This window comes from Oryzomicrobium sp., assembly GCF_021287045.1.
Taxonomy (GTDB): Bacteria; Pseudomonadota; Gammaproteobacteria; order Burkholderiales; family Rhodocyclaceae; genus Oryzomicrobium.
In genome coordinates, this window is record NZ_JAJTBG010000004.1 from 65,377 (window position 1) to 89,443 (window position 24,067).

Consider the following 24,067-nt stretch of genomic DNA (forward strand, 5'->3'; position numbering starts at 1 on the left):
TAATTTTTGCGCAACCACTGCTTAGGCGAGTCTGGGCGTGGCGTCGGTGTGGCGGCTGGAAAGGCCAAGAAGGATTTGGCTCAAGTTTTTTCAATAAATATCGATATATAGGAAACGGCCCGCGTTGGGTCTCATGACAAAGGAGAATGCCATGACGATTTCCTCCCTCGCCGGCAATGGTGCTGCTGCGATTCCTCAGGCTTCCCAGACGGGTAACGGCAATACCAGTGCAGCATCGGGCGCATCCACTACGCCGGCCCAATCCCTGGGCGCCGGCGCGCGCAGTCAGTTGAACGTGCAGATCCTGAAAGCCTCCCTGGAAGTATCGATCCAGGCCGGCGACAACTCCCAGGCCGCCCTGTTCAGCGCCGCCATCGACAAGATCAACAGCGTTCTGGCGCCGGACCTGGGGCCCGATGCGGTGCAGGCAGCCATGAGCCAGGACAACTCGCCGGCGGCCACGGCGGGGCGCATCGTCAGCCTGTCCACTGCCTTTTTCGACGCCTACGCCGCCAAGCATCCCAACCAGGACCCGGAAACCCTGGCACGCGATTTCGTAGACCTGATCCGGGGCGGCTTCGAGAAGGGCTTCGGCGAAGCCCGGGATCTGCTCAAGGGGCTGGGGGTGTTTAACGGCGATGTCGAGAGCGGCATCATGAAAACCTACGATCTGGTACACAAGGGGCTGGACGATTTCCTCACCGCCAAACTGGCCCTGCTGTCGGGCAATGGCAGTGGGTCGGGTAGCAGTGGGTCGGGTAGCGGCGGCGATGCCTCGGGGGCAACGGGCGGCGCCGCAAGCGGCGGCAGCGATAAGCCGGCGCCGGCAGCGTCCTAACCGCCAGGCGGCACGTCCGACGTTGTGGTAAAACAAAACGGAGCATCGTGTATCGATGCTCCGTTTGTTTTGGGGCGCCTCAGCCTTCGTACATCCAGCGGCGGGTCAGGGGCAGGGGGCTGGGGTGGCCGTAGGGGGTGGCCAGGATCTGGTGGATGGCCATCCAGCCGTGGCGGAAGCCGTGGGCGCAGCCGGCCAGGTAGACGCGCCAGATGCGGTAGCGCTTTTCCCCGGCGAGGCGGCGGATTTCCTCGCCGTTGGCCTCGAAGCGCCGGGTCCAGTGATCCAGGGTGAGGGCATAGTGACGGCGCAGGTTTTCCACGTCGGCCGCTTCCAGTCCCGCCGCCTCCAGCTCGCGCAGGGCCAGGGAAATGTGGGGCAGCTCGCCATTGGGAAAAACGTAGCGGTCGATGAAGCGGCCGCCGCCCCAGGGGGTTTCACCGGAGCCCGGGTCGGTGGAGGTGATGCCGTGGTTGAGCACCACGCCGTCGTCGTTGAGCAGCTTGCGCAGGGTGCCGAAGTAGCCGCGCAGGTTTTTCAGCCCTACGTGCTCGAACATGCCGACGCTGGTGATGCGGTCGAACTTGCCCGCCACGTCCCGGTAGTCGGTGAGAATCACTTCGCAGCGGTCGGCCACGCCGGCCTGGGCGATGCGCTCCCGGGCCAGTTCGTACTGGTGCTGGGACAGGGTGATGCCCACCGCCTTGGCGCCATACTTCTGCACCGCCCGCAGCACCAGGGCACCCCAGCCGCAGCCCACGTCCAGCAGGCGGTCGCCGGGGCGCAGGCGGATCTTGGTCAGGATGTGGTCGAGCTTGGCGATCTGGGCCGCTTCCAGGGTGTCGTCGGGGGCGGTGAAATACCCGCAGGAATAGACCATTTCCCGGTCCAGCCAGAGCCGATAGAAATCGTTGGAGACATCGTAGTGGTAGGCGATGGAGTCCGCGTCCACCTTGCGCGAGTGGCGCACCGCATGGTGGATGCGGCCGTAGCGGCCGCGGGGGGCGAGGGCGTGGCTGGCGAGCCGGGTGGCGCCGTCGATCAGGGCGTGCAGCGGGCCTTCCACGTCGATGTGGCCTTCCACGTAGGCTTCCCCCAGCCGGTCCAGGCTGGGGCGCAGCAGGCGGGTCAGGCCGGTGCTGTCGCGGATGTGTAGGGTGACGGCCGGATTGCTGCCCAGGGCGAAGCGGGTGCCGTCCCAGAGCGCGATGGCCAGCGGCAGGTCATGGCGGGCCAGGCGTTGGACGAAGTCGGGTAGTCGGTTGCGCCAGAACATGCTCTTCCTCCCAGGGCTGCGGAAGCGCATCGGCCCAGGGCGCCGAGTGCCTTCCCAAAAACCCTAAGACGTCGCCGGCGGTGGGGAAGTTGCAGCGGCGTCAGCCCTCGGTGCGGGGAGGGTGCCAGGCTTCGGGCAGGGCGTCGTTCCAGCCCCAGCGTGCCACCAGGGCGGCAAAATCGCCGGAAAGGGGGGCGCGCAGGACCAGGGGATGGCCGCTGAATGGGTGGATGAAGCGGGTTTCGACGCAGTGCAGGAGCAGGCGGTGGGCGCCGAAGTGTTCCTGGATCATGCGGTTGTGTCGGCCTTTGCCGTAGCGGGAATCGCCGATGATCGGGTGGGCGATGTGCTTCATGTGCCGGCGCAGCTGGTGCCGCCGACCGGTGAGAGGGGCGAGGGCCACCAGGGCGTAACGGCTGGTGGGGTAGCGGTCCACCGCGATGGGCAGCTCGATGGCTGCCAGCCGCCGATAGCGGGTGACGGCGTCCTGGCTGGCGCTGGCGGCCTGGCCGTGCTCGGCGTTGCGCCCCAGTTCGGGCGGGCCGTCGTCGCCGTCGTCCTGGCGACTGAGGGGATGGTCGATTTCGCCGGATTCCTCCGGATGGCCGCGCACCACCGCCAAGTAGGTCTTTTCCACGTCCTGGCGGGCGAAGGCCTCGCCCAGGGCGCGGCAGTCCTCGGGGGAGAAAGCGAACAGCAGGATCCCCGAGGTGCCTTTGTCCAGGCGGTGCACCGGCCAGACCTTGCGGCCGAGTTGGTCGCGCAGCAATTGGACGGCGAAGCGGGTCTCGTGGAAATCGAGGAAGCTGCGGTGGGTGAGCAGGCCGGGGGGTTTGTCGATGGCGACCAGGTGCTCGTCCTGGTGGAGGATGGTCAGGCGCATCGGTCTGCGGCTATGTTCAGCAACCGCCCAGGCGGCGGCCGCTCAGGTGCTGCTGGATCTCGCCCATGCCCTGGATGGCCGGAGTGAAGCGCATGCGGCTTTCCAGCTCGAACCGGTCGGCGCTGAACGTGCCAGAGGCTGAGCCGGCCATGGCCTGGCCGCCGCTGGTGCACGCCATGTCGTAAGAAAAAGTGCCGGCGCCGTTGCGGGCGTTGCTCACTTTGCAGGGATTCTTGGCGTCGCCAGGTGCGAGGTGCCGATGCTCGGCGATGTCCTTGGCGCTCAGGCAGCGCTGAAAGGTCTGGGCCGGCAGGTGGCCTGGAGCGCCGGGCATGGTCATCTCGACGTTGAATTCCCATAACCCAGGCTGCACATTCGGCTCGGCCGTCCCGGCGATGGCGGGCGGCGCCAGCAGGAGCATGGTGAGGCAGGCAAGGGAAACGATGCGGCGGGCGAGGGGCATGGCGGTCTCCGCTGGTGGGAGGTCGGATCGGTGGGGCCGGGGTGAGGCGGCATTGTACGCTCGGCGTGGCTGCTGCCTGGTGCGGCCGACAACAAAAAAGCCGCCGGAAAACCGGCGGCTTTTCATGCGGCGACAGGCAGTCTTACTTGAGCATGTCGGCCACGGCGGCGCGCTCGCCTTCGAGCTCGTCGAGGGTCTTCTGGATCTTTTCCTTGGAGTAGGCGTCGATTTCCAGGCCGTCGATGACCTTGAAGGAACCGCCCTTGCACTCGCAGGGGAAGCCGAACACCACGCCTTCGGGGATACCGTAGCTGTTGCCGGCGGGAGCGGGTACGCCCATGGTGACCCAGTCTTCGGAGCCGAGGGCCCAGTCGTGCATGTGGTCGATGGCGGCGTTGGCGGCGGAGGCGGCGGAGGACAGGCCGCGGGCGTCGATGATGGCGGCGCCGCGCTTGCCGACGGTGGGCAGGAACACGTCGTTGTTCCAGACAGCGTCGTTCACCAGGGCCTTGACGTTATCGCCGTTGGAGGTGGCGAAACGGTAGTCGGCGTACATGGTGGGGGAGTGGTTGCCCCAGACCACCATCTGCTTGAAGGAGGACACCGGGCGGCCGGTCTTGGCGGACAGCTGGGACAGGGCGCGGTTGTGGTCCAGGCGCAGCATGCCGTGGTAGTTGTTCGGGTTGGTGCGGCCGACCTTGATGGCGGCGGCGCGGGCGATGTAGGCGTTGGTGTTGCAGGGGTTGCCCACCACCAGGACCTTCACGTTCTCGTTGGCGTTCTCGGCGATGGCCTTGCCCTGGACGGTGAAGATGGCACCGTTGGCGGTCAGCAGATCGGCGCGCTCCATGCCGGGGCCGCGGGGGCGAGCGCCCACCAGCAGGCAGTAGTCGGCGTCCTTGAAGGCCACGTTCGGATCGTCGGTGGCGACCACACCGGCGAGCAGCGGGAAGGCACAGTCTTCCAATTCCATGATCACGCCCTGGACGGCCTTCTGGGCCTGGGGCAGGTCGAGGAGTTGAAGAATGACGGGTTGGTCCTTACCGAGCATTTCGCCGCTGGCGATGCGGAACAGCAGGCTGTAGCCGATCTGGCCGGCGGCGCCAGTGACGGCGACGCGAACGGGGGCTTTGGACATGGTGCGACTCCTGTTAAGGCTGTCTATAAAAAAGTGCTGCGTGGCGATTGCTGCATCCCTGGCCGGCAGGCGTGTTGCTGAGGGCGCGGGCGGGGCATGGGGGAGGGCAATTGTGCCCTTCCTGGCGTCGCCCGTCGACCCATGGGCGGTCGGGGTTTGTGAGCAGGGGGATATTAGGAATTAAGTGCTGATAAGTCAATGACCTATCATATGTCTTATATAAGATGTAAGAATAAAGTTTTAGAATAGACGTTCCCGACAATTTATGTTCAAATACCCGCCCATGAATCGTACGCCCACCGCGTCTCCGACCTTCTCGCCGCTCTACCGGCAGATCAAGGAGCTGATGATGAAGAGCCTGGAGGCCGGAGAATGGCAGCCGGGCGATGCCATCCCCAGTGAAACCGAACTGGCGGCCCGCTTCAATGTCAGCCAGGGGACCGTGCGCAAGGCCATCGACGAGATGGCCGCCGAAAACCTCCTGATCCGGCGCCAGGGCAAGGGCACTTTCGTTGCCACCCACGCCGATCCTCGCGCTTTCTTCCGTTTCCTTCGCCTGGTGCCCATCGACGGTGGCTTGCAGCCTCACGACAGCGAGCCTCTCGACTGCATCCGCGTCAAGGCCGGCGTCGACGCCGCCCGGGTGCTCGACCTGGAGCATGGCGCGCCGGTCACCATCGTGCACCGCCTGCTGCGCTTCGAGGGCGAGCCGGTGGTGGTGGATGAAATTTATCTGCCGGGCGAACTGTTCCCCGATCTTACCCTGGACGTACTCAAGTCCAGCGACAAATCCCTCTACAGCCTGTTCGAGTCCCGCTACGGCGTGCGCATGCTGCGCGCCGAGGAGCGCATTCGCGCCGTCGCCGCCGAGCGCGGCGTGGCGGAGCGGCTCCAGGTGCCGGAGGGCAGCCCCTTGCTGCTGGTCGAGCGCGTTACCTATACCTATGGCAACAAGCCGGTGGAATGGCGGCGCGGTTTCTACTCGACCCAGAAGCACGTCTATCTCAATGAACTGAGCTGAGCGGGTGTGATGGCTAGCCGTCAGGACAGAGGTTTTCGGGGAAGGATATAATTTTCAGCTTGCCCGGCCCGGAAGGGGCGGGCGGGGTCCGCTGTTTCAGCGGGGAGTCTGCAACAAGAAGTAGCAGTAGCGCAGTAAGCGGGTCGGGCGGTCTGACCCGGAAGTGCCGGATGTTCCGGGGCTTCAAGATTCGGCCGCACTTAGTTTGAGGGATGAAGATACATGGCTGAGCTCACCATGAAGAAGAAACGTCCAAAGAACTTGGACCTCCTGACGATCAAGCAGCCTTTGCCGGCTGTCCTGTCGATTCTCCACCGCGTCAGCGGCGCAGGCCTGTTCCTGTTCCTGCCGGTGCTGCTGTGGCTGCTCCAGAGCAGCCTGGCTTCGCCCGAGTCCTTCGCCATGGTGAAGGGGCTGGCCGGCAACATCGTTGTCAAGGTCATCCTGCTCGGCCTGCTGTGGGCCTACTGCCATCACTTCTGCGCCGGTATCCGTTACCTGCTGCTCGACGGTCATATCGGCATCGAAAAAGAAGCCGCCCGCATGACCGCCAAGATTTCCTTTGCCGTCAGCCTGCTGGCGACGGTCATCCTGGGGGGGCTGCTGCTGTGGTAAATCGTATTGTTGTCGGGGCCGGCTACGGCCTGCGTGACTGGATCGCCCAGCGCGCCACCGCGGTCATCATGGCCGTCTACACCGTCATCCTGCTGGCGGCGGTCGTCGCCAACGGCGGCAGCACCTATGAAGCCTGGCACGGCCTGTTCGCCTCCGGCTTCATGAAATTCGCCACCTTCCTGGCGCTGCTTTCCCTCTTCTACCACGCCTGGATCGGCGTGCGCGACATCTTCATGGACTACATCAAGCCCACCGGCCTGCGCCTCGGCCTGATGGTTGTCGTGATCGCCGCCCTGGTTGGCTATGCCGGCTGGGCCGCCCAGATTCTGTGGAGACTGTAAGTGAATATTCCCGTTCATAAGTACGATGCGGTGATCGTCGGCGCCGGCGGCGCCGGTCTGCGCGCCGCCATCCAGCTGTCCGAAGCCGGTCTCAAGACCGCTGTGCTGTCCAAGGTCTTCCCGACCCGTTCCCACACCGTGGCCGCCCAGGGCGGCGTGGCAGCCTCCCTCGGCAACTCCGAGGAAGATCACTGGCACTGGCACATGTACGACACCGTCAAGGGGTCGGACTGGCTGGGCGACCAGGACGCCATCGAATTCATGTGCCGCAAGGCCAATGAAGTGGTGGTCGAGCTCGAACACTACGGCATGCCCTTCGACCGTCTGGACAACGGTAAGATCTACCAGCGCCCCTTCGGCGGCCACATGTCCAACTTCGGCGAGCGCCCCGTGCGCCGTTCCTGCGCCGCGGCCGACCGTACCGGTCACGCCATGCTGCACGCCATGTACCAGCGCAACGTCAAGGCCAATACCCAGTTCTTCGTGGAATGGATGGCCCTGGACCTGATCCGCGACGTGGACGGCACCGTGCTGGGTGTGACCGCCATGGAGATGGAAACCGGCGAGATCCACATCTTCCACGCCAAGGCCACCCTGTTCGCCACCGGCGGCGCCGGCCGCATCTTCCACAGCTCCACCAACGCCTTCATCAACACCGGTGACGGCCTCGGCATGGCGGCCCGCGCCGGCATCCCGCTCGAGGACATGGAGTTCTGGCAGTTCCACCCGACCGGCGTGGCCGGTGCCGGCGTGCTGATCACCGAAGGGGTGCGCGGCGAAGGCGGCATCCTGCGCAACTCCTCCGGCGAGCGCTTCATGGAGCGCTACGCCCCGAACGCCAAGGACCTGGCGTCCCGCGACGTGGTGTCCCGCGCCATGGCCACCGAGATCAAGGAAGGCCGCGGCTGTGGTCCCAACAAGGACTACGTGCTGCTCGACATCACCCACCTGGAACCGGCCACCATCATGAAGCGCCTGCCTGGCATTCGTGAAATCGCCATCCAGTTCGCCGGCGTGGATCCGATCAAGACCCCGATCCCGGTGGTGCCGACCTGTCACTACCAGATGGGCGGTATCCCCACCAACTACTCGGGTCGCGTCGTGATCCCCCAGGGCGGCGACTACAACGTCCCCGTGATGGGCTTCTACGCCGCCGGCGAATGCGCCTGCGCCTCGGTGCACGGCGCCAACCGCCTCGGCACCAACTCCCTGCTCGACCTGCTGGTGTTCGGCAAGTCCTCCGGCGAGACCATGGTCGACGACATCAAGGCCATGCCCGCCTCGCACCGCGAGCTGCCCAAGGACGCCGCCGACCTGTCCCTGGCCCGTATCGCCCGCCTCGACGGCCAGAAGTCCGGCGAGAACGTGCATGAAGTTCGTCTGGCCATGCAGCGCACCATGCAGGGCCACGCCGGCGTGTTCCGCTTCAAGAACCTGCTGGCCGAGGGCGTGGAGATGATTTCCCAGGTCGAAGAGCGCGTGAAGCGCACCGAGATCAAGGACAAGTCCCAGGTCTGGAACACCGCCCGCACCGAAGCGCTGGAGCTGGAGAACCTCATCGAAGTGGCCAAGGCCACCATGGTGTCCGCCAACGGCCGTACCGAATCCCGTGGCGCCCACGTGCGCGACGATGCGGTGGATACTCCCGAGCATCCCGATGGCCGCAACGACCAGGAATGGCTCAAGCACACCCTGTGGTTCCGCGACGGCAACCGTCTCGACTACAAGCCGGTGAACATGAAGCCCCTGACGGTCGAGACGATCGCCCTGAAGAAGCGCGCCTACTAAGGAGTTCCAGATAAATGGCTACCGTGAAGTTTTCTATCTACCGCTACGATCCGGACAAGGACGACAAGCCGTACATGCAGGATATTTCGGTCGAGCTGGAGCCCATCGACCGCAAGCTGCTGGACGCCATGGTCAAGCTGAAGGCCAAGGATGATTCCCTGGCATTCCGCCGCTCCTGCCGCGAAGGCGTGTGTGGGTCCGACGCCATGAACATCAACGGCAAGAACGGCCTGGCCTGCCTGACCGACATGGACAGCCTGGCCCAGCCGATCGTGCTGCGTCCGCTGCCGGGCCTGCCGGTGGTGCGCGACCTGATCGTGGACATGACCCAGTTCTTCAAGCAGTACCACTCGATCAAGCCGTACCTGATCAACAACGATCCGGCACCGGAACGCGAGCGGCTGCAATCCCCCGAAGATCGGGAAGAGCTCAACGGGCTGTACGAGTGCATCCTATGCGCCTGCTGCTCGACCTCCTGCCCGTCCTTCTGGTGGAACCCGGACAAGTTCGTCGGCCCCGCCGGCCTGCTGGCAGCCTACCGCTTCCTGGCCGATACCCGCGACCAGGCGACCAACGAGCGTCTCGACAACCTCGAAGACCCGTACCGCCTGTTCCGTTGCCACTCCATCATGAACTGCGTCGATGTCTGCCCGAAGGGTCTCAACCCGACCAAGGCCATCGGCAAGATCAAGGACATGATGGTTCGCCGCGCGGTCTGATCGGACAAATTCCGTGAGTCTTACGCAAGAGGAACTGAATCGCCTGCGCTGGCGTTGCGTGCGCCGGGGCCTGCTCGAAGTGGACATCACGCTGGAAAAATTTCTCGACGAGAAGTTCTCCAGCCTGAACGACGAGCAGGTCCAGGTGTTCGTGGAGCTGGCAGACATGGACGATCACGAGCTCTGGGGGCTGATCAACGGCACCCTGGAGCCGGCAACACCGCAAGAGGCCGAAGTACTGGCCATGTTGCGCAAGTAGGGATCAGGCGGAAGAGGCCGGCGCCGCGCCTAGGCAAGGCGCTGGCTCCTTCGCAGGGTGCAGTGCAGACTTCCTAACAGGGACAGAAACATGAGCGAACGCAAGGCTATTCTCACGATCGAAGGCAAGGACCCGGTCGAATTCCCCATCATGTCGCCGACCCACGGCAACGACACGATCGACATTCGCACCCTCGGTGGCAAAACCGGGCTGTTCACCTACGACTCCGGTTTCCTTTCCACCGCCAGCTGCAAGTCCACGATCACCTACATCGACGGTGACAAGGGCGAACTGCTGTACCGTGGCTTTCCCATCGAGCAACTGGCCGAGCAGTGCAACTTCCTGGAAGTCGCCTACCTGCTGAAGAACGGCGAACTGCCCAACAAGAAGCAAAAAGAATCCTTCGAAGAGACCATCAAGCAGCACACGATGGTGCACGAGCAACTGGCCAAGTTCTACAGCGGCTTCCGCCGCGACGCCCACCCGATGGCCGTGATGGTCGGCGTGGTCGGTGCCCTGTCCGCCTTCTACCACGACGCTGCGGACTTCTCCGACGCCGAGCACCGCAACATCAGCTTCAACCGCCTGATCGCCAAGCTGCCCACCATCGTGGCCATGGCGTACAAGTACAACACCGGGCAGCCTTTCATGTACCCGCGCAACGACCTGGGGTACACCGCCAACTTCATGCACATGATGTTCGGCACCCCCTGCGAAGAGTACAAGCCGAACCCCGTGCTGGTCCGCGCCCTGGACATCATCTTCACCCTGCACGCCGACCACGAGCAGAACGCCTCCACCTCCACGGTGCGTCTGGCCGGCTCCTCCGGCGCCAACCCCTTCGCCTGTATCGCCGCCGGCATCGCCTGCCTGTGGGGCCCGGCCCACGGTGGCGCCAACGAGGCCTGCCTGAACATGCTGGAAGAGATCGGTGACGTGTCCCGCGTGCCCGAGTTCATCGCCCGCGCCAAGGACAAGAACGATTCCTTCAAGCTGATGGGCTTCGGCCACCGCGTGTACAAGAACTTCGACCCGCGCGCGAAGCTGATGCGCAAGGTGTGCAACGATGTTCTGAAGGAACTCGGCCTGGAGAACGACCGCCTGTTCAAGCTGGCTATGGAGCTGGAAAAGATCGCCCTGGAAGATCCGTACTTCGTCGAGAAGAAGCTCTACCCGAACGTGGACTTCTACTCCGGCATCGTGCAGAAGGCCCTCGGCATCCCGACCTCCATGTTCACCTGCATCTTCGCCCTGGCCCGCACCGTGGGCTGGATGACCCAGTGGGAAGAGATGATCACGGACCCCGAGTACAAGATCGGCCGGCCGCGCCAACTGTACGTCGGCGCCGCCAAGCGCGACGTCGTGCCGCTGGATAAGCGTGCATAAGTAAAGGGAAAGGGGCGCCCGTCGCCCCTTTTTCACAACATACTGCCCAGTATCCCCCGTGGCGTGTCGCCGCGAGGATGGATGTCCGGGACAGGCAAGCAACACTCAAGCAAGACAGACGCACACCAAGGTGATCGCCATGATGATGGAGATGTTTGGCAATTCCTACCTCTTCGGCGGCAACGCGCCGTTCGTTGAGGAACTCTACGAAAACTACCTGGAGAATCCGGGTTCCGTGCCCGACGAGTGGCGCGACTACTTCGACAAGCTGGTGCAGATGCCCGGGTTCGCCACCCGCGACGTGCCCCACGCGCCGGTGGTGGCCGCCTTCGCCGAACTGGCCAAGCAGAGCTACCAGCGCCCTGCGACCGCCCAGGCGGACGACAAGAAGCAGGTTGCCGCGCTGCAACTGATCAACGCCTACCGCTTCCTCGGCAACCGCTGGGCCCAGCTCGATCCGCTCAAGCGCCACGACCGTCCCGAAACCCCGGAATTGGAGCCGGCCTACCACGGCTTCACCGAGGGCGACCTGAACCAGACCTTCAACAGCGGCTCCTTCGCCGCCGTGGGTGACCAGGCCACCCTGAAGGACATTCTCGATGCGGCCAAGGAGACCTACTGCTCCTCCGTCGGCGTCGAGTACATGCACCTCACCGCCACCCAGGAAAAGCGCTGGATTCAGGCGCGTCTGGAGCCGATCCGCGGCAAGGGCAAGTATTCCGCCGAGGACAAGAAGCGCTTTCTGGAGCGCCTGACCGCGGCCGAGACCCTGGAACGCTATCTGCACACCCGCTACGTCGGCCAGAAGCGCTTCTCCCTGGAAGGCGGCGACAGCCTGATCGTGGCTATGGACGAGCTGCTCAACGTGGGCGGTTCCAAGGGTGTCGAGGAAATCGTCATCGGCATGGCCCACCGCGGCCGCCTCAACGTGCTGGTGAACACCCTGGGCAAGGCTCCTTCCATGCTCTTCGCCGAGTTCGAAGGCAAGAAGGCCTCCGATCTCTCTTCCGGCGACGTGAAGTACCACAACGGCTTCTCGTCCGACGTGGGCACCCCGGGCGGCCCGGTCCACCTGACCCTGGCCTTCAACCCGTCCCACCTGGAAATCGTGAACCCGGTGGTCGAGGGCTCCGTCTATGCCCGCCAGCGCCGCCGCGGCGCCGAAGGCAAGGCCAAGGTCGTGCCGGTGCTGATTCACGGCGATGCCGCCGTGGCCGGCCAGGGCGTGAACCAGGAGATGCTCAACTTCTCCCAGACCCGCGGTTACGGCACGGGCGGCACGGTGCACATCATCGTGAACAACCAGATCGGCTTTACCACCTCCGATCCCCGCGACCTGCGCTCCTCCCTGTACTGCACCGACGTGTTCAAGATGGTCGAATCCCCCATCTTCCACGTCAATGGCGACGACCCCGAAGCCGTGGCCCTGGTGACCCAGCTGGCCCTGGAATTCCGTCAGGAATTCAAGAAGGACGTGGTCATCGACATCATCTGCTTCCGCAAGCTCGGCCACAACGAGCAGGACGAGCCGATGGTGACCCAGCCCCTGATGTACAAGAAGGTTCAGGCGCACCCCGGCACCCGCAAGCTGTACGCCGAGAAGCTGCAGACCCAGGGCGTCATCGCCGAGGGTCAGGCCGACCAGATGATCAAGGACTACCGCGCCGCCCTGGACGACGGCCGCCTGGTGCACAACCCGGTGCTGGCCAACTTCAAGCGTGAGTTCGCCAACGACTGGACCCCGTACCAGACCAAGAAGTACCTGGAAAACGCCGACACCTCGGTGCCCCAGACCGAACTCAAGCGTCTGGCCAAGGCCCTCACCACCATCCCGGCCAACTTCACCCTGCACTCCCGCGTGCAGAAGATCGTCGAAGACCGCCGCTCCATGGGCGAAGGCAAGCTGCCGGTGGACTGGGGCATGGGCGAGAACCTGGCCTACGCCACCCTGCTGGCCCAGGGCTTCGGCGTGCGTCTGTCCGGCGAGGACGTCGGCCGCGGCACCTTCTTCCACCGCCATGCCGTGTTCCACGACCAGAACCGGGAGCGCTGGGACGCCGGCATCTACCTGCCCCTGGCTCACCTGCAAGAGAAGCAGGGCTACTTCCAGTGCTTCGACTCGGTGCTGTCCGAAGAGGCCGTGCTGGCCTTCGAATACGGCTACGCTACCGCCGAGCCCAACGAACTGGTGGTCTGGGAAGGCCAGTTCGGCGACTTCGCCAACGGCGCCCAGGTGGTGATCGACCAGTTCCTGTGCTCCGGCGAAGCCAAGTGGGGCCGCCTGTGCGGCTTGGTGATGCTCCTGCCTCACGGCTACGAAGGTCAGGGCCCCGAGCACTCCTCCGCCCGTCTGGAACGCTACCTGCAGCTCTCCGCCGAGCAGAACTGGGAAGTCTGCGTGCCCTCCAACCCGGCCCAGATCTTCCACCTGCTGCGTCGGCAGATGGTGCGCAAGCAGCGCAAGCCGCTGGTGGTGATGTCGCCCAAGTCCCTGCTGCGCCACAAGGAAGCCGTTTCCACCCTGGCCGAGCTGTCCAAGGGCAAGTTCCAGCCGCTGATCGGCGAAACCGATGCCAGCATCGACCCGAAGAAGGTGACCCGCGTGGTGGCCTGCTCCGGCAAGATCTACTACGAGCTGCTGGCCGCCCGCCGCGAGCGCAAGCTGAACAACATCGCCCTGATCCGCGTGGAACAGCTCTACCCGTTCCCCGACGCCCAGTACGCGGCCGAGCTGAAGAAGTACCCGAAGGCCAAGGAAGTGGTGTGGTGCCAGGAAGAGCCGACCAACCAGGGGGCCTGGTACGCCACCCTGCATCACTTCGAGCGCGGCCTGCAGACCGGCCAATCGCTGTACCTGGCTGCCCGCCCGGCTGCCGCGGCCCCCGCCGTCGGCTACCTGGCCAAGCACAACGAGCAGCAGAAGGCCGTGATCGACGCCGCTCTCGGCAAACTCAAGTAAGAAGCGACAGCACCCATACGGGATGACACGGAGAATAAAATGATCATTGACGTCAAAGTTCCGCAACTCTCGGAATCCGTTTCCGAAGCGACCCTGGTTTCCTGGCACAAGAAGGAAGGCGAAGCGGTCTCCCGCGACGAGAACCTGATCGACATCGAAACCGACAAGGTCGTGCTCGAGCTGCCCGCTCCCGACTCCGGCGTGATCGTGAAGCTGATCAAGGGCAACGGCGACACCGTCGTTTCCGGTGAAGTGATCGCCCAGATCGACACCGAAGCCAAGGCCGGTGCTGCTGCGCCCGCCGCCAAGGCCGAGGCCCCTGCCGCCAAGGCCGCTCCGGCGGTGGCCGCCCCCGCTGCAGCGCCTGCCGCTGCTGGCGTGGCCATGCCCGCCGCGCGCAAGATTCTGGACGAAAAGGGCATCGCCGCCGGCGACGTGGCCGGCAGCGGCCGCGGTGGTCGCGTCACCAAGGAAGATGCCCTGGCCGCCCAGGCCAAGCCTGCCGCCGGCCCGGTGGTCAATGCCGCCGTCAAGCCGGTGCTGCCGACCCCGCCGGTGGCCGTGAATCTGGGCGACCGCCCGGAACAGCGCGTGCCGATGACCCGCCTGCGCGCCCGCATCGCCGAGCGCCTGCTGCAGTCCAAGAACGAGAACGCCATCCTGACCACCTTCAACGAGGTGAACATGGCGCCCGTGATGGCCCTGCGCAAGCAGTACGGCGAGAAGTTCGAGAAGGCGCACGGCGTGCGTCTGGGCTTTATGGGCTTCTTCGTCAAGGCGGCCGTGGCCGCCCTGCAGAAGTACCCGATCCTGAACGCCTCGGTGGACGGCAACGACATCGTCTATCACGGCTACATCGACATCGGTATCGCCGTGGGCTCCCCCCGCGGTCTGGTGGTGCCCATCCTGCGTGATGCGGACCAGATGTCCATCGCCGACATCGAGAAGAAGATCGCCGAGTTCGGCGCTAAGGCCAAGGACGGCAAGCTCACCATCGAAGAGCTGTCCGGCGGCACCTTCTCCATCTCCAACGGCGGCGTGTTCGGTTCCATGCTGTCCACCCCGATCATCAACCCGCCCCAGTCCGCGATCCTCGGCATTCACGCCACCAAGGACCGCGCCGTGGTCGAGAACGGTCAAGTGGTGGTCCGCCCGATCAACTACCTGGCCATGTCCTACGACCACCGCATCATCGACGGCCGTGAAGCCGTGCTGGGCCTGGTGGCCATGAAGGAAGCCCTGGAAGATCCGGCTCGCCTGCTGCTCGGCGTCTAAGCCCCGGCCTTCAACCGCATCAACGCAGAGACCGCAGGGGCCCGGGCCAGAGAAACCAAGCTCTGACTCCGGGCGCCGGCGGTCTCGGCGCATCACGAGGTACCTCACATGTCCAAACAATTCGACGTTCTCGTCATCGGCGGCGGCCCCGGCGGCTACGTGGCTGCCATCCGCGCCGCCCAGCTGGGCTTTTCCGTGGCCTGCTGCGAATCCAATCCCTACGCCGATCCCAAGGGCGAGCCCCGCCTCGGCGGCACCTGCCTGAACGTGGGCTGCATCCCCTCCAAGGCCCTGCTGCACACCTCCCACCTGTTCGAGGAAGCCGGTCATTCCTTCGCCGACCAGGGCATCTCCGTCGGCACGCCGAAGATCGACGTGGCCAAGATGATGGGCCGCAAGTCCCAGGTGGTGACCCAACTCACCTCCGGCATCAAGGGCCTGTTCAAGAAGAACAAGGTCACCCAGCTCAACGGCCACGGCAGCTTCGTCGGCCAGGGCGCAGCCGGTTGGCAGGTCAAGGTGGGCGACGAAGTGGTCGAGGCCAAGCAGGTCATCATCGCTACCGGCTCCAAGGCCCGCCACCTGCCCACCATCCCGGTGGACAACAAGATCGTCTGCGACAACATCGGCGCCCTGGAAATCGACGGCGTGCCGAAGAAGCTGGCCATCATCGGCGCCGGCGTGATCGGCCTGGAAATGGGCTCCGTGTGGCGCCGCCTGGGTTCCGAGGTGACCGTCCTCGAAGCCATGCCCGACTTCCTCGCCGCCGCCGACCAGGACGTGGCCAAGGAAGCCCTCAAGGTGTTCACCAAGCAGGGCCTGAACATCAACCTGGGCGTCAAGATCGGTGATGTCAAAGTCACCAAGAAGGGCGTGTCCATCGCCTACACCGACAAGGACGGTAAGGCCCAGAAGCTCGATGCCGACCGCCTGATCGTCTCCGTCGGCCGCGTTCCCAACACCGACGGCCTGAACGCCGACAAGGTGGGCGTTAAGCTCGACGAGCGCGGCTTCGTCCAGGTGGACGGCCACTGCCAGACCGGCGTTGCCGGCATCTGGGCCGTGGGCGACGTGGTGCGCGGCCCGATGCTGGCCCACAAGGCCATGGAAGAGGGTGTGATGGTCGCCGAGCTGATGGCGGGCCAGGCCGGCCACTGCAACTTCGACACCGTGCCCTGGGTCATCTACACCAGCCCGGAAATCGCCTGGGTCGGCAAGACCGAGCAGCAGCTCAAGGCCGAAGGCGTGGCCTACAAGGTCGGCAAGATCCCGTTCCTGGCCAACGGCCGGGCCCTGGGCATGGGCGACCCCACCGGCTTCGTCAAGATGCTGGCCTGCGCCCAGACCGATCGCATCCTGGGGGTGCACATCATCGGTGCCAACGCCTCCGAGCTGATCTCGGAAGGCGTGGTGGCCATGGAGTTCGGCGCCGCCTCCGAAGACCTGGCCCGCATCTGCCACGCCCACCCGACCCTGTCGGAAGCGGTGCACGAAGCGGCCCTGGCCTGCGACAAGCGTCCGCTGCACTTCTAAGTACGGCCGGCTCCCGGCCCAGGCCGGGGGCTGTCTTGCGCCTCAAGGCACAACGGGCGGGTTCCTTAGGGAACCCGCCCGTTGTCCGTTTGGGAGGGGGGCTTGCGCCTCCTGTCCGTAGCCCCGGCCGGATCAGCCTTCCGCGGTTTTACGCCGGTTGGCCGGGCGGGGGACAGCCTTTTTACCGGCCGAAGCGGCCTGGCCGTTGCCGCTGGTTTTGGGTTTTGTCTGAGGTTTTGCCGCCGCGGGGACGGTACCGCCATCGCCGGCCACGGTGCTCACCGTGCGCCGGGCGGCCGGGCGCTGCCGGGCAGACGGGGCATCGGCGGCGGCAATGGCTGGCTGGGGCTTGGCTGATTTGGCCGGGGGGAGGGGAACGGGCTCGTTCAGCACCTCCGCCAGGCGGGCCAGGCGGCGCAGGAAGGTGTTGCCCTGGTCGCTGCCCAGGTCGCCCCGGGCCTCGGCCAGAGTGTAGGCGGTGGACAGGGCGCGCTGGCGGTCCGCCCGGGTCGGCAGCAGGCCGGGCAGGGCGGCCAGGGCCCGTTCCTCGTCGAGCAGGACCAGGAAGGCCTGGCGCTTCACCGCCGCCTTGAGATTGGCGAGGGTGGGGAGCTCGGGCAGGCCGGCTTCGTGGATGCGTTCGCGCAGCAGGTTGAAGGGCCGCTCGTCGAAGCCGCCCAGGTCGGGCTTGGTGAACAGGATGGCCCGCACCAGCCCTTCCAGGGGCGTGCCGTGCTCGAAGGAGCCCTCCAGGGCGTGGCGCTTGAGGCGGCGGAATTCCTCTTCCATCCAGCTGTGGGCCTGCTCCGGGCGGCGGCTGGCGTAGGAGCCCATGCCCACCAGGGCCTTCAGCATCGGCGATTCGTAGATCAACTGGAAGAGTTTTTCCTGGAGCGAATCCCGGCTGTCCCGGTAAGCGTCCCAGGCGGCCTCGATCTGGGCCGACACCTGCTTTTCCAGGCCGACGAAGGGGTTGTCCTCCGCTGCCGGGCGGCGCTGGTGATGCACCAGGCCGGCCAGGGGGCGCAGGGGCCAGAGCAGCGGGTTGGCGTCGGAGAACCACCAGCGCTCGGCCCGGGCCGGGTTGAAATTGCGGCTGGCCTCGGCGGTGATCTCGTTGCTCAGGCTCTTCACCACCGGGGAGACGAAGGTGTCGTAGAGGCCCTGGTTGGCCACGGCGACCCGCTTGACCACCTCGAAGGCTTCCTCGTCGTCCCGGCCGTCGTCCAGGGCCAGGATGTCGTCCAGGGTGCGCGGGGCGAAGCGCACCAGGTAGCGGCCCTGGACGTATTCGCGGCCCGGCATTTCCGGATGGGTGTCCTCGATGATCGCCTCGTACAGCCCCGGGGGCAGGGTGTCGATTAGTTCCAGGGTGCCCACCAGCTTGTCGGTCTGCTTGCGCGCCACGGTGGCGGACACGAAGATGCCCAGGTGGCCGATCTGCTCGTGCAGGCAATAGACGATGGTCTGCTCGTTGAGGCGGATGTCGTCCACGCTCTCGTAGAGGTCGGGAATCCAATTGAGCGCCTGCTGGGGCGGGGTGATGTTGTCGCCCCAGGAGGCGAAGACGATGATCGGCGAGCGGATGTTGCGCAGATCGATACGGGTGCCGCCATCGCTGGTGACCACCTGGCCGGTGCTCAGCCGGTTGCCGACGAACAGGTTCTGGGTGATCCACTCCATCTCCTGCTTGTTGAGCAGGTAGTGGCCGCCCCACCAGCGTTCGAATTCGAGGAAGCGCTCCCGCTCCGAATCCACCTTGGCGAACAGGTTGTAGAGCTTGCTCCAGTAGGTGTTGGCCGGGTTGAGCTGCTCGAAGTTGTTCACCAGGTAGGCGCCGTCGAAGCGGCCGTTGCCCAGGTCGCCGGCCAGGGAGGCCAGCCAGGTGCCGCCGAGCAGGCCACCGGAATAGCGCATCGGGTTCTTGCCGCGCACCCCGGCCCAATACGAGACGGGGGAGCCGGCTAGTAGGATCGGCCCCACCAGGTTGGGCGCCGCCGCCGCCAGCATCATCAGGGCCCAGCCGCCCTGGCAGTTGCCGATGACGAAGGGCTTGCCTTCGGCGTCCGGGTGCAGGGCGTTAACTTTTTGCAGGAAGGCGATCTCGGCCCGGGCCACGCATTCGATGGTCTGCCCCGGTTCCGGCGTGGGGAAGAACATCACGAAGTAGCAGGGGTGCCCCTGGCGCAGGGCGATGCCGATCTCGCTGTCGATCTTGAAGCCGCCGATCCCCGGCCCGTGGCCGGCCCGGGGGTCGATGACGACGAAGGGGCGCTTGGCCGGGTCGGTGGCCGGGCAGTCGGCGGGGGGATGGATGCGTGCCAGGGCGTAGTTGGCCGGCTGGGGCAGGGTGCGCCCGTCCATCACGATGTCGTAGTCGAATACCAGCACCGGCGGCTTGCCCGAACGGGCGTGGGCCAGGTACTGGTTGCCCCGTTCGCGCAGCGCGTCGAGGGTGAGGATGTGGCGCTGCCAGCGGTCGTGGCTGTATTCCAGGGCGGCGGCCAGGGTGCGGGTGCCCGTGGCGGCAAGCTGTTGCAGGCTGGTGACGGTGGCGGCGAAAGGGACGGTGGGGGACATGCTGGGGCCTCCGCGACAGAAGTTGATCGGTCGGGTGTAGTTGTTGTGTTGCAGTGCAGCATAGAACCCCGGGCGGGGAGTTGGCAAGTCGCAGAACGTTCAGAACGTGACGGCAGGTTGGGCCTGACGGGGAGCTTCGACTAAAATCGACCCTTTCGCCTGCCGCCGCAGAAGCGAGGCGCCGCCCGCCCGCCGCAGGCCGTTACCGCCTAATGCACGCCATGCCGCATCGAATTCTTCAGGTTTCCGAACGGGGCATGCTCGACCGTTACGAGCAGCTCCTCGCCACCAAGGGCTACAGCGCCGATCCGGCCCAGCGGGCCGCCGCCGAGCGCCTGCAACAGCTTTATAGCGAACTGCTCACCTTCAAGGCCAAGCGCCGCTCGGCGGTGCGCAAGGTGATCCATTCCCGTCTGGCGGCGCCCCGGGGCGTGTATTTCTGGGGGGGGGTGGGTCGGGGCAAAAGCTTCCTGATGGACTGCTTCTTCGAGTCCGTGCCTTACCAGCGCAAGCGCCGTATCCACTTCCACGCCTTCATGCAGAAGGTGCACCGGGAGCTGGAGACCCTCAAGGGCGAGGCCGACCCGCTGGAAAAGGTGGCGGCCCGCATCGCCGCCGCCACCCGGCTGTTGTGCTTCGACGAATTCCACGTATCCGACATCGCCGACGCCATGATCCTGGGGCGCCTGCTCACCGGGCTCTTCTCCCGGGGCGTGGTGCTGGTGATGACCTCCAACTACCCGCCGGACAACCTCTATCCCAACGGCCTACAGCGCGCCAACTTCCTGCCCACCATCGACCTGCTCAAGGACAGGCTCGACGTGCTGGAAGTCGAGGCCGGCATCGACTACCGGCTGCGCGCCCTGACCCAGGTGGACATTTTCCACGTGCCCGCCGATGCCGACGCCGAGGAGCGGCTGGCCGATGCCTTCAAGTCCCTGGCCGGCGAGCCGGGCAAGAAGGGCGGGGCGATCGAGGTGCTGGGCCGGGAGATTCCCACCCGGCGTCGCGCCAATGGCGTCATCTGGTTCGACTTCGAGGTCCTGTGCGGCGGCCCCCGTTCCCAGAACGATTATCTGGAACTGGCCCGGGCCTACCACACCGTGCTGCTCTCCGGCATTCCCCGCCTGACCCCGGCCCAGGCCAACGAGGCGCGGCGTTTCACCTGGCTGGTGGACGTGCTCTACGACCACCGGGTCAAGCTGGTGGCCACCGCCGCGTGTGAGCCGGAGCAGGTCTACACCGCCGGCACCCATTCCGGCGAATTCTTCCGCACCGTCAGCCGCCTTACCGAAATGCGCTCCCAGGAATACCTGGCCCTGCCGCATCTGCTCGATGGCTGAGTGGCTAAGGACAGGTAACAAACCGATACAACTCGGATATGGGCGGGATACGTCTCGCCCTTAACCTGCAGGCTCCTGACCCGTTTCCGCAAGGAGCCGCCCATGAAAACCTCACTCCGTCCCCTCATCCTGGCCATTTCCATCGGCGCCCTGGCCCTCAGTGCTGCCGCCGGTGCCATGCCCCACGACGGCGATCACGGCATGCCGCCTTTTGCGGCGCCGTTCGCCAAGCTGCACGATCAGCTCAAGCTGACGCCCCAGCAGGAAGCCCTCTGGGCCAAGGCCGATGCCGCCGCCAAGACGGCCCGGGAAGAAGGCCGCAAGCGGCACGAGGAAATGCACGCGCGCCGTGCCGAACTGAAGAAATCCCTGGCGGCGGGCGATGCCGACCTGCACGCCCTGGCCAAGCGCCACGACGACGAGATGGCCGCAGCCCAGCAGCGCATGCGCGACCTGCGCGACCAGTGGCTGGCGGTCTATGACAGCCTGGACGCGGGCCAGAAGCGCCAGGTCCAGACCTTCATGGCCGAGCGGCTCGACCGCAAGGGCGGCCCCGAGCGTGGCCATGGACAGCGCAGTTCCCGCTGTCCCGGCGACGGCGCCCCGGCTGCACCTGCCGCTCCGGCTCCCGCTGCTCGTTGAGGACGCCCATGTCCAGCCCCGCCCGTATCCTGATCGTGGACGACGACGAGCAGATTCGTGAACTGCTCTGTGCCTACCTGGCCCAGTTCAACCTGGACCCCCTCGGGGTGGGCGATGGCCCGGCGATGCGGGCGGCCCTGGCGGAGCACGACTTCGATCTGGTGGTGCTCGACGTCATGCTGCCCGGGGAGGACGGCCTCAGCCTGTGCCGCCAGTTGCGCGACACCTTGCGCCTGCCGGTGGTGATGCTCACCGCCCGGGGCGAGGCCAGCGACCGCATCGTCGGCCTTGAACTGGGGGCCGACGACTACGTGGTGAAGCCCTTCGAGCCCCGGGAACTGGTGGCCCGCATCCGCACCGTGCTGCGCCGGGTTGCGCCCGAAGGCGCCGCCGCCAAGGGGCTGGCCGAAGCGGTCGGGGAGGGCGGCGGTGAGGAAATCGGCTTTTCCGGCTGGCGGCTGCACCGGGTGCTGCGCCAGCTGGTGTCCCCCGGCGGCGAGGTGGTGCCGCTGTCCAATGCCGAATTCCGCCTGCTCTGGGTCTTTCTCGAACGGCCGAAGCGGGTCCTGTCCCGGGACCAGCTGCTCGACGCCGCTCGGGGACGGACCATGGAAGCCTTCGACCGCAGCATCGACCTGCTCGTCTCCCGGCTGCGCCAGAAGCTCGGCGAGGACCCCCGGGACCCGCGCCTGATCATGACCGTGCGTGGCGAAGGCTACCTGTTCGCCAGCGCCGTCAGCGGTGTCGGGGAAACCCGGTGATCCGCCGGGTCTGGGCCCGCCTGGCCGCCCGCCGCTGGCTGCCCCAGACCCTGTTCGGCCAGCTGTTCGCCGTTCTTCTGGCGGGCATCCTGATCAGCCACATCCTGCTCTCGCTGCTGGTCTTCTCCGTGTTCGACCAGTTCCGGCCGGCGCCTGTAGGTCCGCCGGAGCCGCCGCCCCTGGCCGGCGTTCCCGGGCCGCCCCCGGTGATGCCGGGCCGCCCGGACGCTCCACCGCCGGATACGCTCCAGCCCCATGAGCGACGCGAGCCTCCGGCCCGCCATCCGCCCCGGCCGGGCTTTCCGCCGATTCACCACCTGGGGTACTGGCTGGGGGTGCTGGCCCAGATCGGCGCCCTGGCCCTGGGGGCCTGGTTCGGCGCCCGCACCCTGGCCCGGCCGATCCAGCGCCTGGGCGAGGCGGCCACGCGCCTGGCGGAAAACCTGGAAAGCCCACCCCTGCCGCTGGAAGGCACCCTGGAGGCGCGCCAGTCGGCGGACGCCTTCAACCGCATGCAGCAGCGCATCCGCCGCCAGGTGGCGGAGCGCAACCGTTTCCTGGCGGCGGTCTCCCACGACCTGCGCACCCCCCTGACCCGCATGCAGCTGCGCGCCGAGCGCATCGCCGACGCGGACCTGCGAATCCAGCTGCGCCACGACATGACGGAAATGGCCGCCATGCTCGACGCCACCCTGCAAACCCTGCGCGACGACGCCCGGCGCGAGCCGCCGGTACGCCTCAACGTCACAGCCCTGGTCCATTCCCTGGTGGACGACCTGCAGGAGCAGGGTAAACCGGCCAGCGTCAGCGGCGAGGCCGGTCCGGTGCAGGCCCAGCCGGTGGCCCTGCGCCGCTGCCTGGCCAACCTGCTGGAGAACGCCATCCGCTACGGCGGCCAGGCCCGGGTGCTGCTCGGCGAAGCCGGCGACAAGGTGCGCATCGAAATCCAGGATGACGGCCCGGGCATTCCCGAGGCGTTGCTGGAGCAGGTGTTCGAGCCGTTCTTCCGCGTCGAATCGTCCCGCAGCCGGGTCACCGGCGGCGTCGGGCTGGGCCTTTCCATCGCCCGGGAAACGGCTCGCCAGCAAGGCGGCGACCTGGTCCTGCGCAACCGCCCCGAAGGCGGCTTGTCGGCCTGCCTGGAGCTGCCCCGGGCCGGAGCGGCAGACACGACGGAGAGTTCTCAGCTGGCTTGAGCGGCACGGCGGCGGGTGTGGGGCAGGGCAGGGATGGCTGGTGCTTCCCGCGCCGTCGGCACTTGTCCCGGCCGGTCCGGCGGGCCAAGATAGGCTGGATGCCGGCCAGGGGGCCGGCACTTTCATCTGCCCGCCTGCCGGAGTTCCCATGGGTCGCCTGACCGTTTTCCTGCTTGCCCTGGCCGTTGCCTGGTCGCTCGCCCTGCCGGCGTCGGCCCAGGAGGTGGAGATCATTCCCCTCCGCCACCGTCTGCCCGAAGAGGTGGTGCCCCAGCTGCGCCCCTTCGTCGAGCCCGGCGGCGTACTCCAGGGGGCCAACAACCAGCTCATCCTGCGGGCCTCCCGGGCCAACCGGGAGGAGATCAAGCGCCTCCTGGCCAGCCTGGACCGGCCCCTGCGCCGTCTGGTGATCCAGGTCAGCCGCGACCGTCAGGACAGCGAGGCGCGTCAGGAGGCCGGTGTGTCGGGTACGGTGGTGCTCGGCGACGGCACCGTGAAGATCCGCGAGCCCCGTCGCTTGGCTGAGGGGGCCAGCGTCAGCCTGGGTGCCGCCAGTAGCGCGTCCCGCGTCACCGCCGGGGTGGTGGCTGGGGAAGGGCGGCGCAGCGAGCGCAGTTTGCAAACGGTGCAGGTGGTGGAAGGCGGGCAGGCCTTCATCCAGGCGGGCCAGTCCGTGCCCCTGCCGCTCACTCAGGTGGTGGCCGGCCCGGGCGGCGCGGTGGTGTCCCAGAGCGTGGTCTGGCAGGACCTGGGTCAGGGCTTTTACGCCGTGCCGCGCCTGGCGGGGGACCGGGTGACCCTGGACATCAGCCCCCAGGCCAGTCGGCCCGGCAGTTACGGGCCGGGCAGCGTCCAGGCCGAGCGTCTGAGCACCACCGTATCCGGCCGGCTCGGGGAATGGATCGCCCTGGGCGGCAGTGTTCAGGAAAGCAACGCCCAGGGGCGGATCAATGGGACGGTGAGCAGCCGCGCGGCCAGCAGCGGCGGCACCCTGTGGCTGAAGGTGGAGGAACTGCCCTGACCCCGTGCTGCCGACCGGCAGCGCTGCGCC

Annotated in this window: 21 protein-coding genes; 16 read left to right on the plus strand and 5 right to left on the minus strand. The window is 66.4% G+C overall.

Annotated elements, in window-relative coordinates:
* The first annotated feature begins 151 nt into the window (after positions 1-151).
* Positions 152-838 (plus strand): DUF5610 domain-containing protein, encoded by a 687-nt coding sequence (locus LWW89_RS05470; protein ID WP_293262367.1) that lies wholly within the window; start codon positions 152-154, stop codon positions 836-838.
* A gap of 79 nt (positions 839-917) precedes the next feature.
* Here LWW89_RS05470 and LWW89_RS05475 read toward each other — a convergent pair whose 3' ends face one another.
* The 4 genes from LWW89_RS05475 to LWW89_RS05490 form a co-directional block, all read right to left on the minus strand.
* Complete coding sequence (locus tag LWW89_RS05475) at positions 918-2,114, minus strand: cyclopropane-fatty-acyl-phospholipid synthase family protein (protein WP_293262370.1); 1,197 nt, start codon at positions 2,112-2,114, stop codon at positions 918-920.
* Positions 2,115-2,214: 100 nt separating this feature from the next.
* Entirely contained in the window at positions 2,215-2,997 is a 783-nt protein-coding gene (locus tag LWW89_RS05480; protein ID WP_293262373.1) for a pseudouridine synthase, read from the minus strand.
* 16 nt (positions 2,998-3,013) lie between these two features.
* Positions 3,014-3,460, minus strand: coding sequence for a DUF3617 family protein (locus LWW89_RS05485; RefSeq protein WP_293262376.1), 447 nt, complete (start codon positions 3,458-3,460; stop codon positions 3,014-3,016).
* Positions 3,461-3,602: 142 nt separating this feature from the next.
* Entirely contained in the window at positions 3,603-4,598 is a 996-nt protein-coding gene (locus tag LWW89_RS05490) for a malate dehydrogenase (RefSeq protein ID WP_293262379.1), read from the minus strand.
* Positions 4,599-4,881: 283 nt separating this feature from the next.
* Here LWW89_RS05490 and LWW89_RS05495 point away from each other — a divergent pair, with 283 nt between their 5' ends.
* The 10 genes from LWW89_RS05495 to lpdA all read left to right on the plus strand — a co-directional run bounded on the left by LWW89_RS05495 (position 4,882) and on the right by lpdA (position 16,494).
* A complete protein-coding gene (locus LWW89_RS05495) occupies positions 4,882-5,619 on the plus strand; it encodes a GntR family transcriptional regulator (RefSeq protein ID WP_293262382.1) in 738 nt (245 codons plus the stop codon).
* 222 nt (positions 5,620-5,841) lie between these two features.
* The gene (sdhC, locus tag LWW89_RS05500) at positions 5,842-6,234 is read left to right on the plus strand and encodes a succinate dehydrogenase, cytochrome b556 subunit (protein WP_293262385.1); all 393 of its coding nucleotides are present in this window, start codon (positions 5,842-5,844) and stop codon (positions 6,232-6,234) included.
* Positions 6,228-6,575 carry a succinate dehydrogenase, hydrophobic membrane anchor protein gene (sdhD, locus tag LWW89_RS05505; protein WP_293262388.1) on the plus strand — a complete coding sequence of 116 codons (348 nt, stop codon included), beginning with the start codon at positions 6,228-6,230 and terminating at the stop codon, positions 6,573-6,575. The genes sdhC and sdhD overlap by 7 nt, the downstream gene beginning before the upstream one ends.
* Positions 6,576-8,363: a succinate dehydrogenase flavoprotein subunit gene (gene sdhA, locus LWW89_RS05510; RefSeq protein WP_293262391.1), complete on the plus strand. Its 1,788-nt coding sequence runs from the start codon at positions 6,576-6,578 to the stop codon at positions 8,361-8,363. It abuts the gene before it with no gap.
* 14 nt (positions 8,364-8,377) lie between these two features.
* Entirely contained in the window at positions 8,378-9,082 is a 705-nt protein-coding gene (locus LWW89_RS05515) for a succinate dehydrogenase iron-sulfur subunit (RefSeq protein WP_293262394.1), read from the plus strand.
* A 13-nt stretch (positions 9,083-9,095) separates the two neighbouring features.
* A complete protein-coding gene (locus LWW89_RS05520; RefSeq protein WP_293262397.1) occupies positions 9,096-9,341 on the plus strand; it encodes a succinate dehydrogenase assembly factor 2 in 246 nt (81 codons plus the stop codon).
* A gap of 90 nt (positions 9,342-9,431) precedes the next feature.
* Positions 9,432-10,727, plus strand: a complete 1,296-nt coding sequence (gene gltA / locus LWW89_RS05525) for a citrate synthase (protein ID WP_293262400.1) — start codon at positions 9,432-9,434, stop codon at positions 10,725-10,727.
* Between the two features lie 139 nt (positions 10,728-10,866).
* Positions 10,867-13,686: a 2-oxoglutarate dehydrogenase E1 component gene (locus LWW89_RS05530; RefSeq protein ID WP_293262403.1), complete on the plus strand. Its 2,820-nt coding sequence runs from the start codon at positions 10,867-10,869 to the stop codon at positions 13,684-13,686.
* A 39-nt stretch (positions 13,687-13,725) separates the two neighbouring features.
* Positions 13,726-14,961 (plus strand): 2-oxoglutarate dehydrogenase complex dihydrolipoyllysine-residue succinyltransferase, encoded by a 1,236-nt coding sequence (odhB, locus tag LWW89_RS05535; RefSeq protein WP_293262406.1) that lies wholly within the window; start codon positions 13,726-13,728, stop codon positions 14,959-14,961.
* Positions 14,962-15,069: 108 nt separating this feature from the next.
* Positions 15,070-16,494 (plus strand): dihydrolipoyl dehydrogenase, encoded by a 1,425-nt coding sequence (gene lpdA / locus LWW89_RS05540; RefSeq protein WP_293262409.1) that lies wholly within the window; start codon positions 15,070-15,072, stop codon positions 16,492-16,494.
* Positions 16,495-16,626: 132 nt separating this feature from the next.
* On the opposite strand, the gene LWW89_RS05545 is transcribed toward lpdA, so the two are convergent.
* Positions 16,627-19,074, minus strand: coding sequence for a DUF3141 domain-containing protein (locus LWW89_RS05545; RefSeq protein WP_293262412.1), 2,448 nt, complete (start codon positions 19,072-19,074; stop codon positions 16,627-16,629).
* 221 nt (positions 19,075-19,295) lie between these two features.
* Between LWW89_RS05545 and zapE the strand changes: the two genes are divergently transcribed.
* From zapE to LWW89_RS05570, 5 genes are all read left to right on the plus strand, one after another.
* Positions 19,296-20,417, plus strand: a complete 1,122-nt coding sequence (gene zapE, locus LWW89_RS05550; RefSeq protein WP_293262415.1) for a cell division protein ZapE — start codon at positions 19,296-19,298, stop codon at positions 20,415-20,417.
* 102 nt (positions 20,418-20,519) lie between these two features.
* Positions 20,520-21,059 (plus strand): Spy/CpxP family protein refolding chaperone, encoded by a 540-nt coding sequence (locus LWW89_RS05555; RefSeq protein WP_293262418.1) that lies wholly within the window; start codon positions 20,520-20,522, stop codon positions 21,057-21,059.
* A gap of 8 nt (positions 21,060-21,067) precedes the next feature.
* Entirely contained in the window at positions 21,068-21,820 is a 753-nt protein-coding gene (locus LWW89_RS05560; RefSeq protein WP_293262421.1) for a response regulator, read from the plus strand.
* Positions 21,817-23,016 (plus strand): ATP-binding protein, encoded by a 1,200-nt coding sequence (locus tag LWW89_RS05565; RefSeq protein ID WP_293262424.1) that lies wholly within the window; start codon positions 21,817-21,819, stop codon positions 23,014-23,016. The genes LWW89_RS05560 and LWW89_RS05565 overlap by 4 nt, the downstream gene beginning before the upstream one ends.
* 148 nt (positions 23,017-23,164) lie before the next feature.
* Positions 23,165-24,037, plus strand: coding sequence for a secretin N-terminal domain-containing protein (locus LWW89_RS05570; RefSeq protein WP_293262427.1), 873 nt, complete (start codon positions 23,165-23,167; stop codon positions 24,035-24,037).
* The last annotated feature ends 30 nt before the right edge of the window (positions 24,038-24,067 follow it).

Excerpts from the sequence above, each read along its gene's own strand:
- LWW89_RS05495 (WP_293262382.1), top strand. The coding sequence starts at position 4,882 with ATGAATCGTACGCCCACCGCGTCTCCGACCTTCTCGCCGCTCTACCGG.
- odhB (WP_293262406.1), top strand. The coding sequence starts at position 13,726 with ATGATCATTGACGTCAAAGTTCCGCAACTCTCGGAATCCGTTTCCGAA.
- LWW89_RS05545 (WP_293262412.1), bottom strand. The coding sequence starts at position 19,074 with ATGTCCCCCACCGTCCCTTTCGCCGCCACCGTCACCAGCCTGCAACAG.
- LWW89_RS05475 (WP_293262370.1), bottom strand. The coding sequence starts at position 2,114 with ATGTTCTGGCGCAACCGACTACCCGACTTCGTCCAACGCCTGGCCCGC.
- LWW89_RS05570 (WP_293262427.1), top strand. The coding sequence starts at position 23,165 with ATGGGTCGCCTGACCGTTTTCCTGCTTGCCCTGGCCGTTGCCTGGTCG.
- LWW89_RS05515 (WP_293262394.1), top strand. The coding sequence starts at position 8,378 with ATGGCTACCGTGAAGTTTTCTATCTACCGCTACGATCCGGACAAGGAC.
- LWW89_RS05470 (WP_293262367.1), top strand. The coding sequence starts at position 152 with ATGACGATTTCCTCCCTCGCCGGCAATGGTGCTGCTGCGATTCCTCAG.
- LWW89_RS05555 (WP_293262418.1), top strand. The coding sequence starts at position 20,520 with ATGAAAACCTCACTCCGTCCCCTCATCCTGGCCATTTCCATCGGCGCC.
- sdhC (WP_293262385.1), top strand. The coding sequence starts at position 5,842 with ATGGCTGAGCTCACCATGAAGAAGAAACGTCCAAAGAACTTGGACCTC.
- zapE (WP_293262415.1), top strand. The coding sequence starts at position 19,296 with ATGCCGCATCGAATTCTTCAGGTTTCCGAACGGGGCATGCTCGACCGT.
- LWW89_RS05530 (WP_293262403.1), top strand. The coding sequence starts at position 10,867 with ATGATGATGGAGATGTTTGGCAATTCCTACCTCTTCGGCGGCAACGCG.
- LWW89_RS05480 (WP_293262373.1), bottom strand. The coding sequence starts at position 2,997 with ATGCGCCTGACCATCCTCCACCAGGACGAGCACCTGGTCGCCATCGAC.
- lpdA (WP_293262409.1), top strand. The coding sequence starts at position 15,070 with ATGTCCAAACAATTCGACGTTCTCGTCATCGGCGGCGGCCCCGGCGGC.
- LWW89_RS05490 (WP_293262379.1), bottom strand. The coding sequence starts at position 4,598 with ATGTCCAAAGCCCCCGTTCGCGTCGCCGTCACTGGCGCCGCCGGCCAG.
- gltA (WP_293262400.1), top strand. The coding sequence starts at position 9,432 with ATGAGCGAACGCAAGGCTATTCTCACGATCGAAGGCAAGGACCCGGTC.
- LWW89_RS05560 (WP_293262421.1), top strand. The coding sequence starts at position 21,068 with ATGTCCAGCCCCGCCCGTATCCTGATCGTGGACGACGACGAGCAGATT.
- LWW89_RS05485 (WP_293262376.1), bottom strand. The coding sequence starts at position 3,460 with ATGCCCCTCGCCCGCCGCATCGTTTCCCTTGCCTGCCTCACCATGCTC.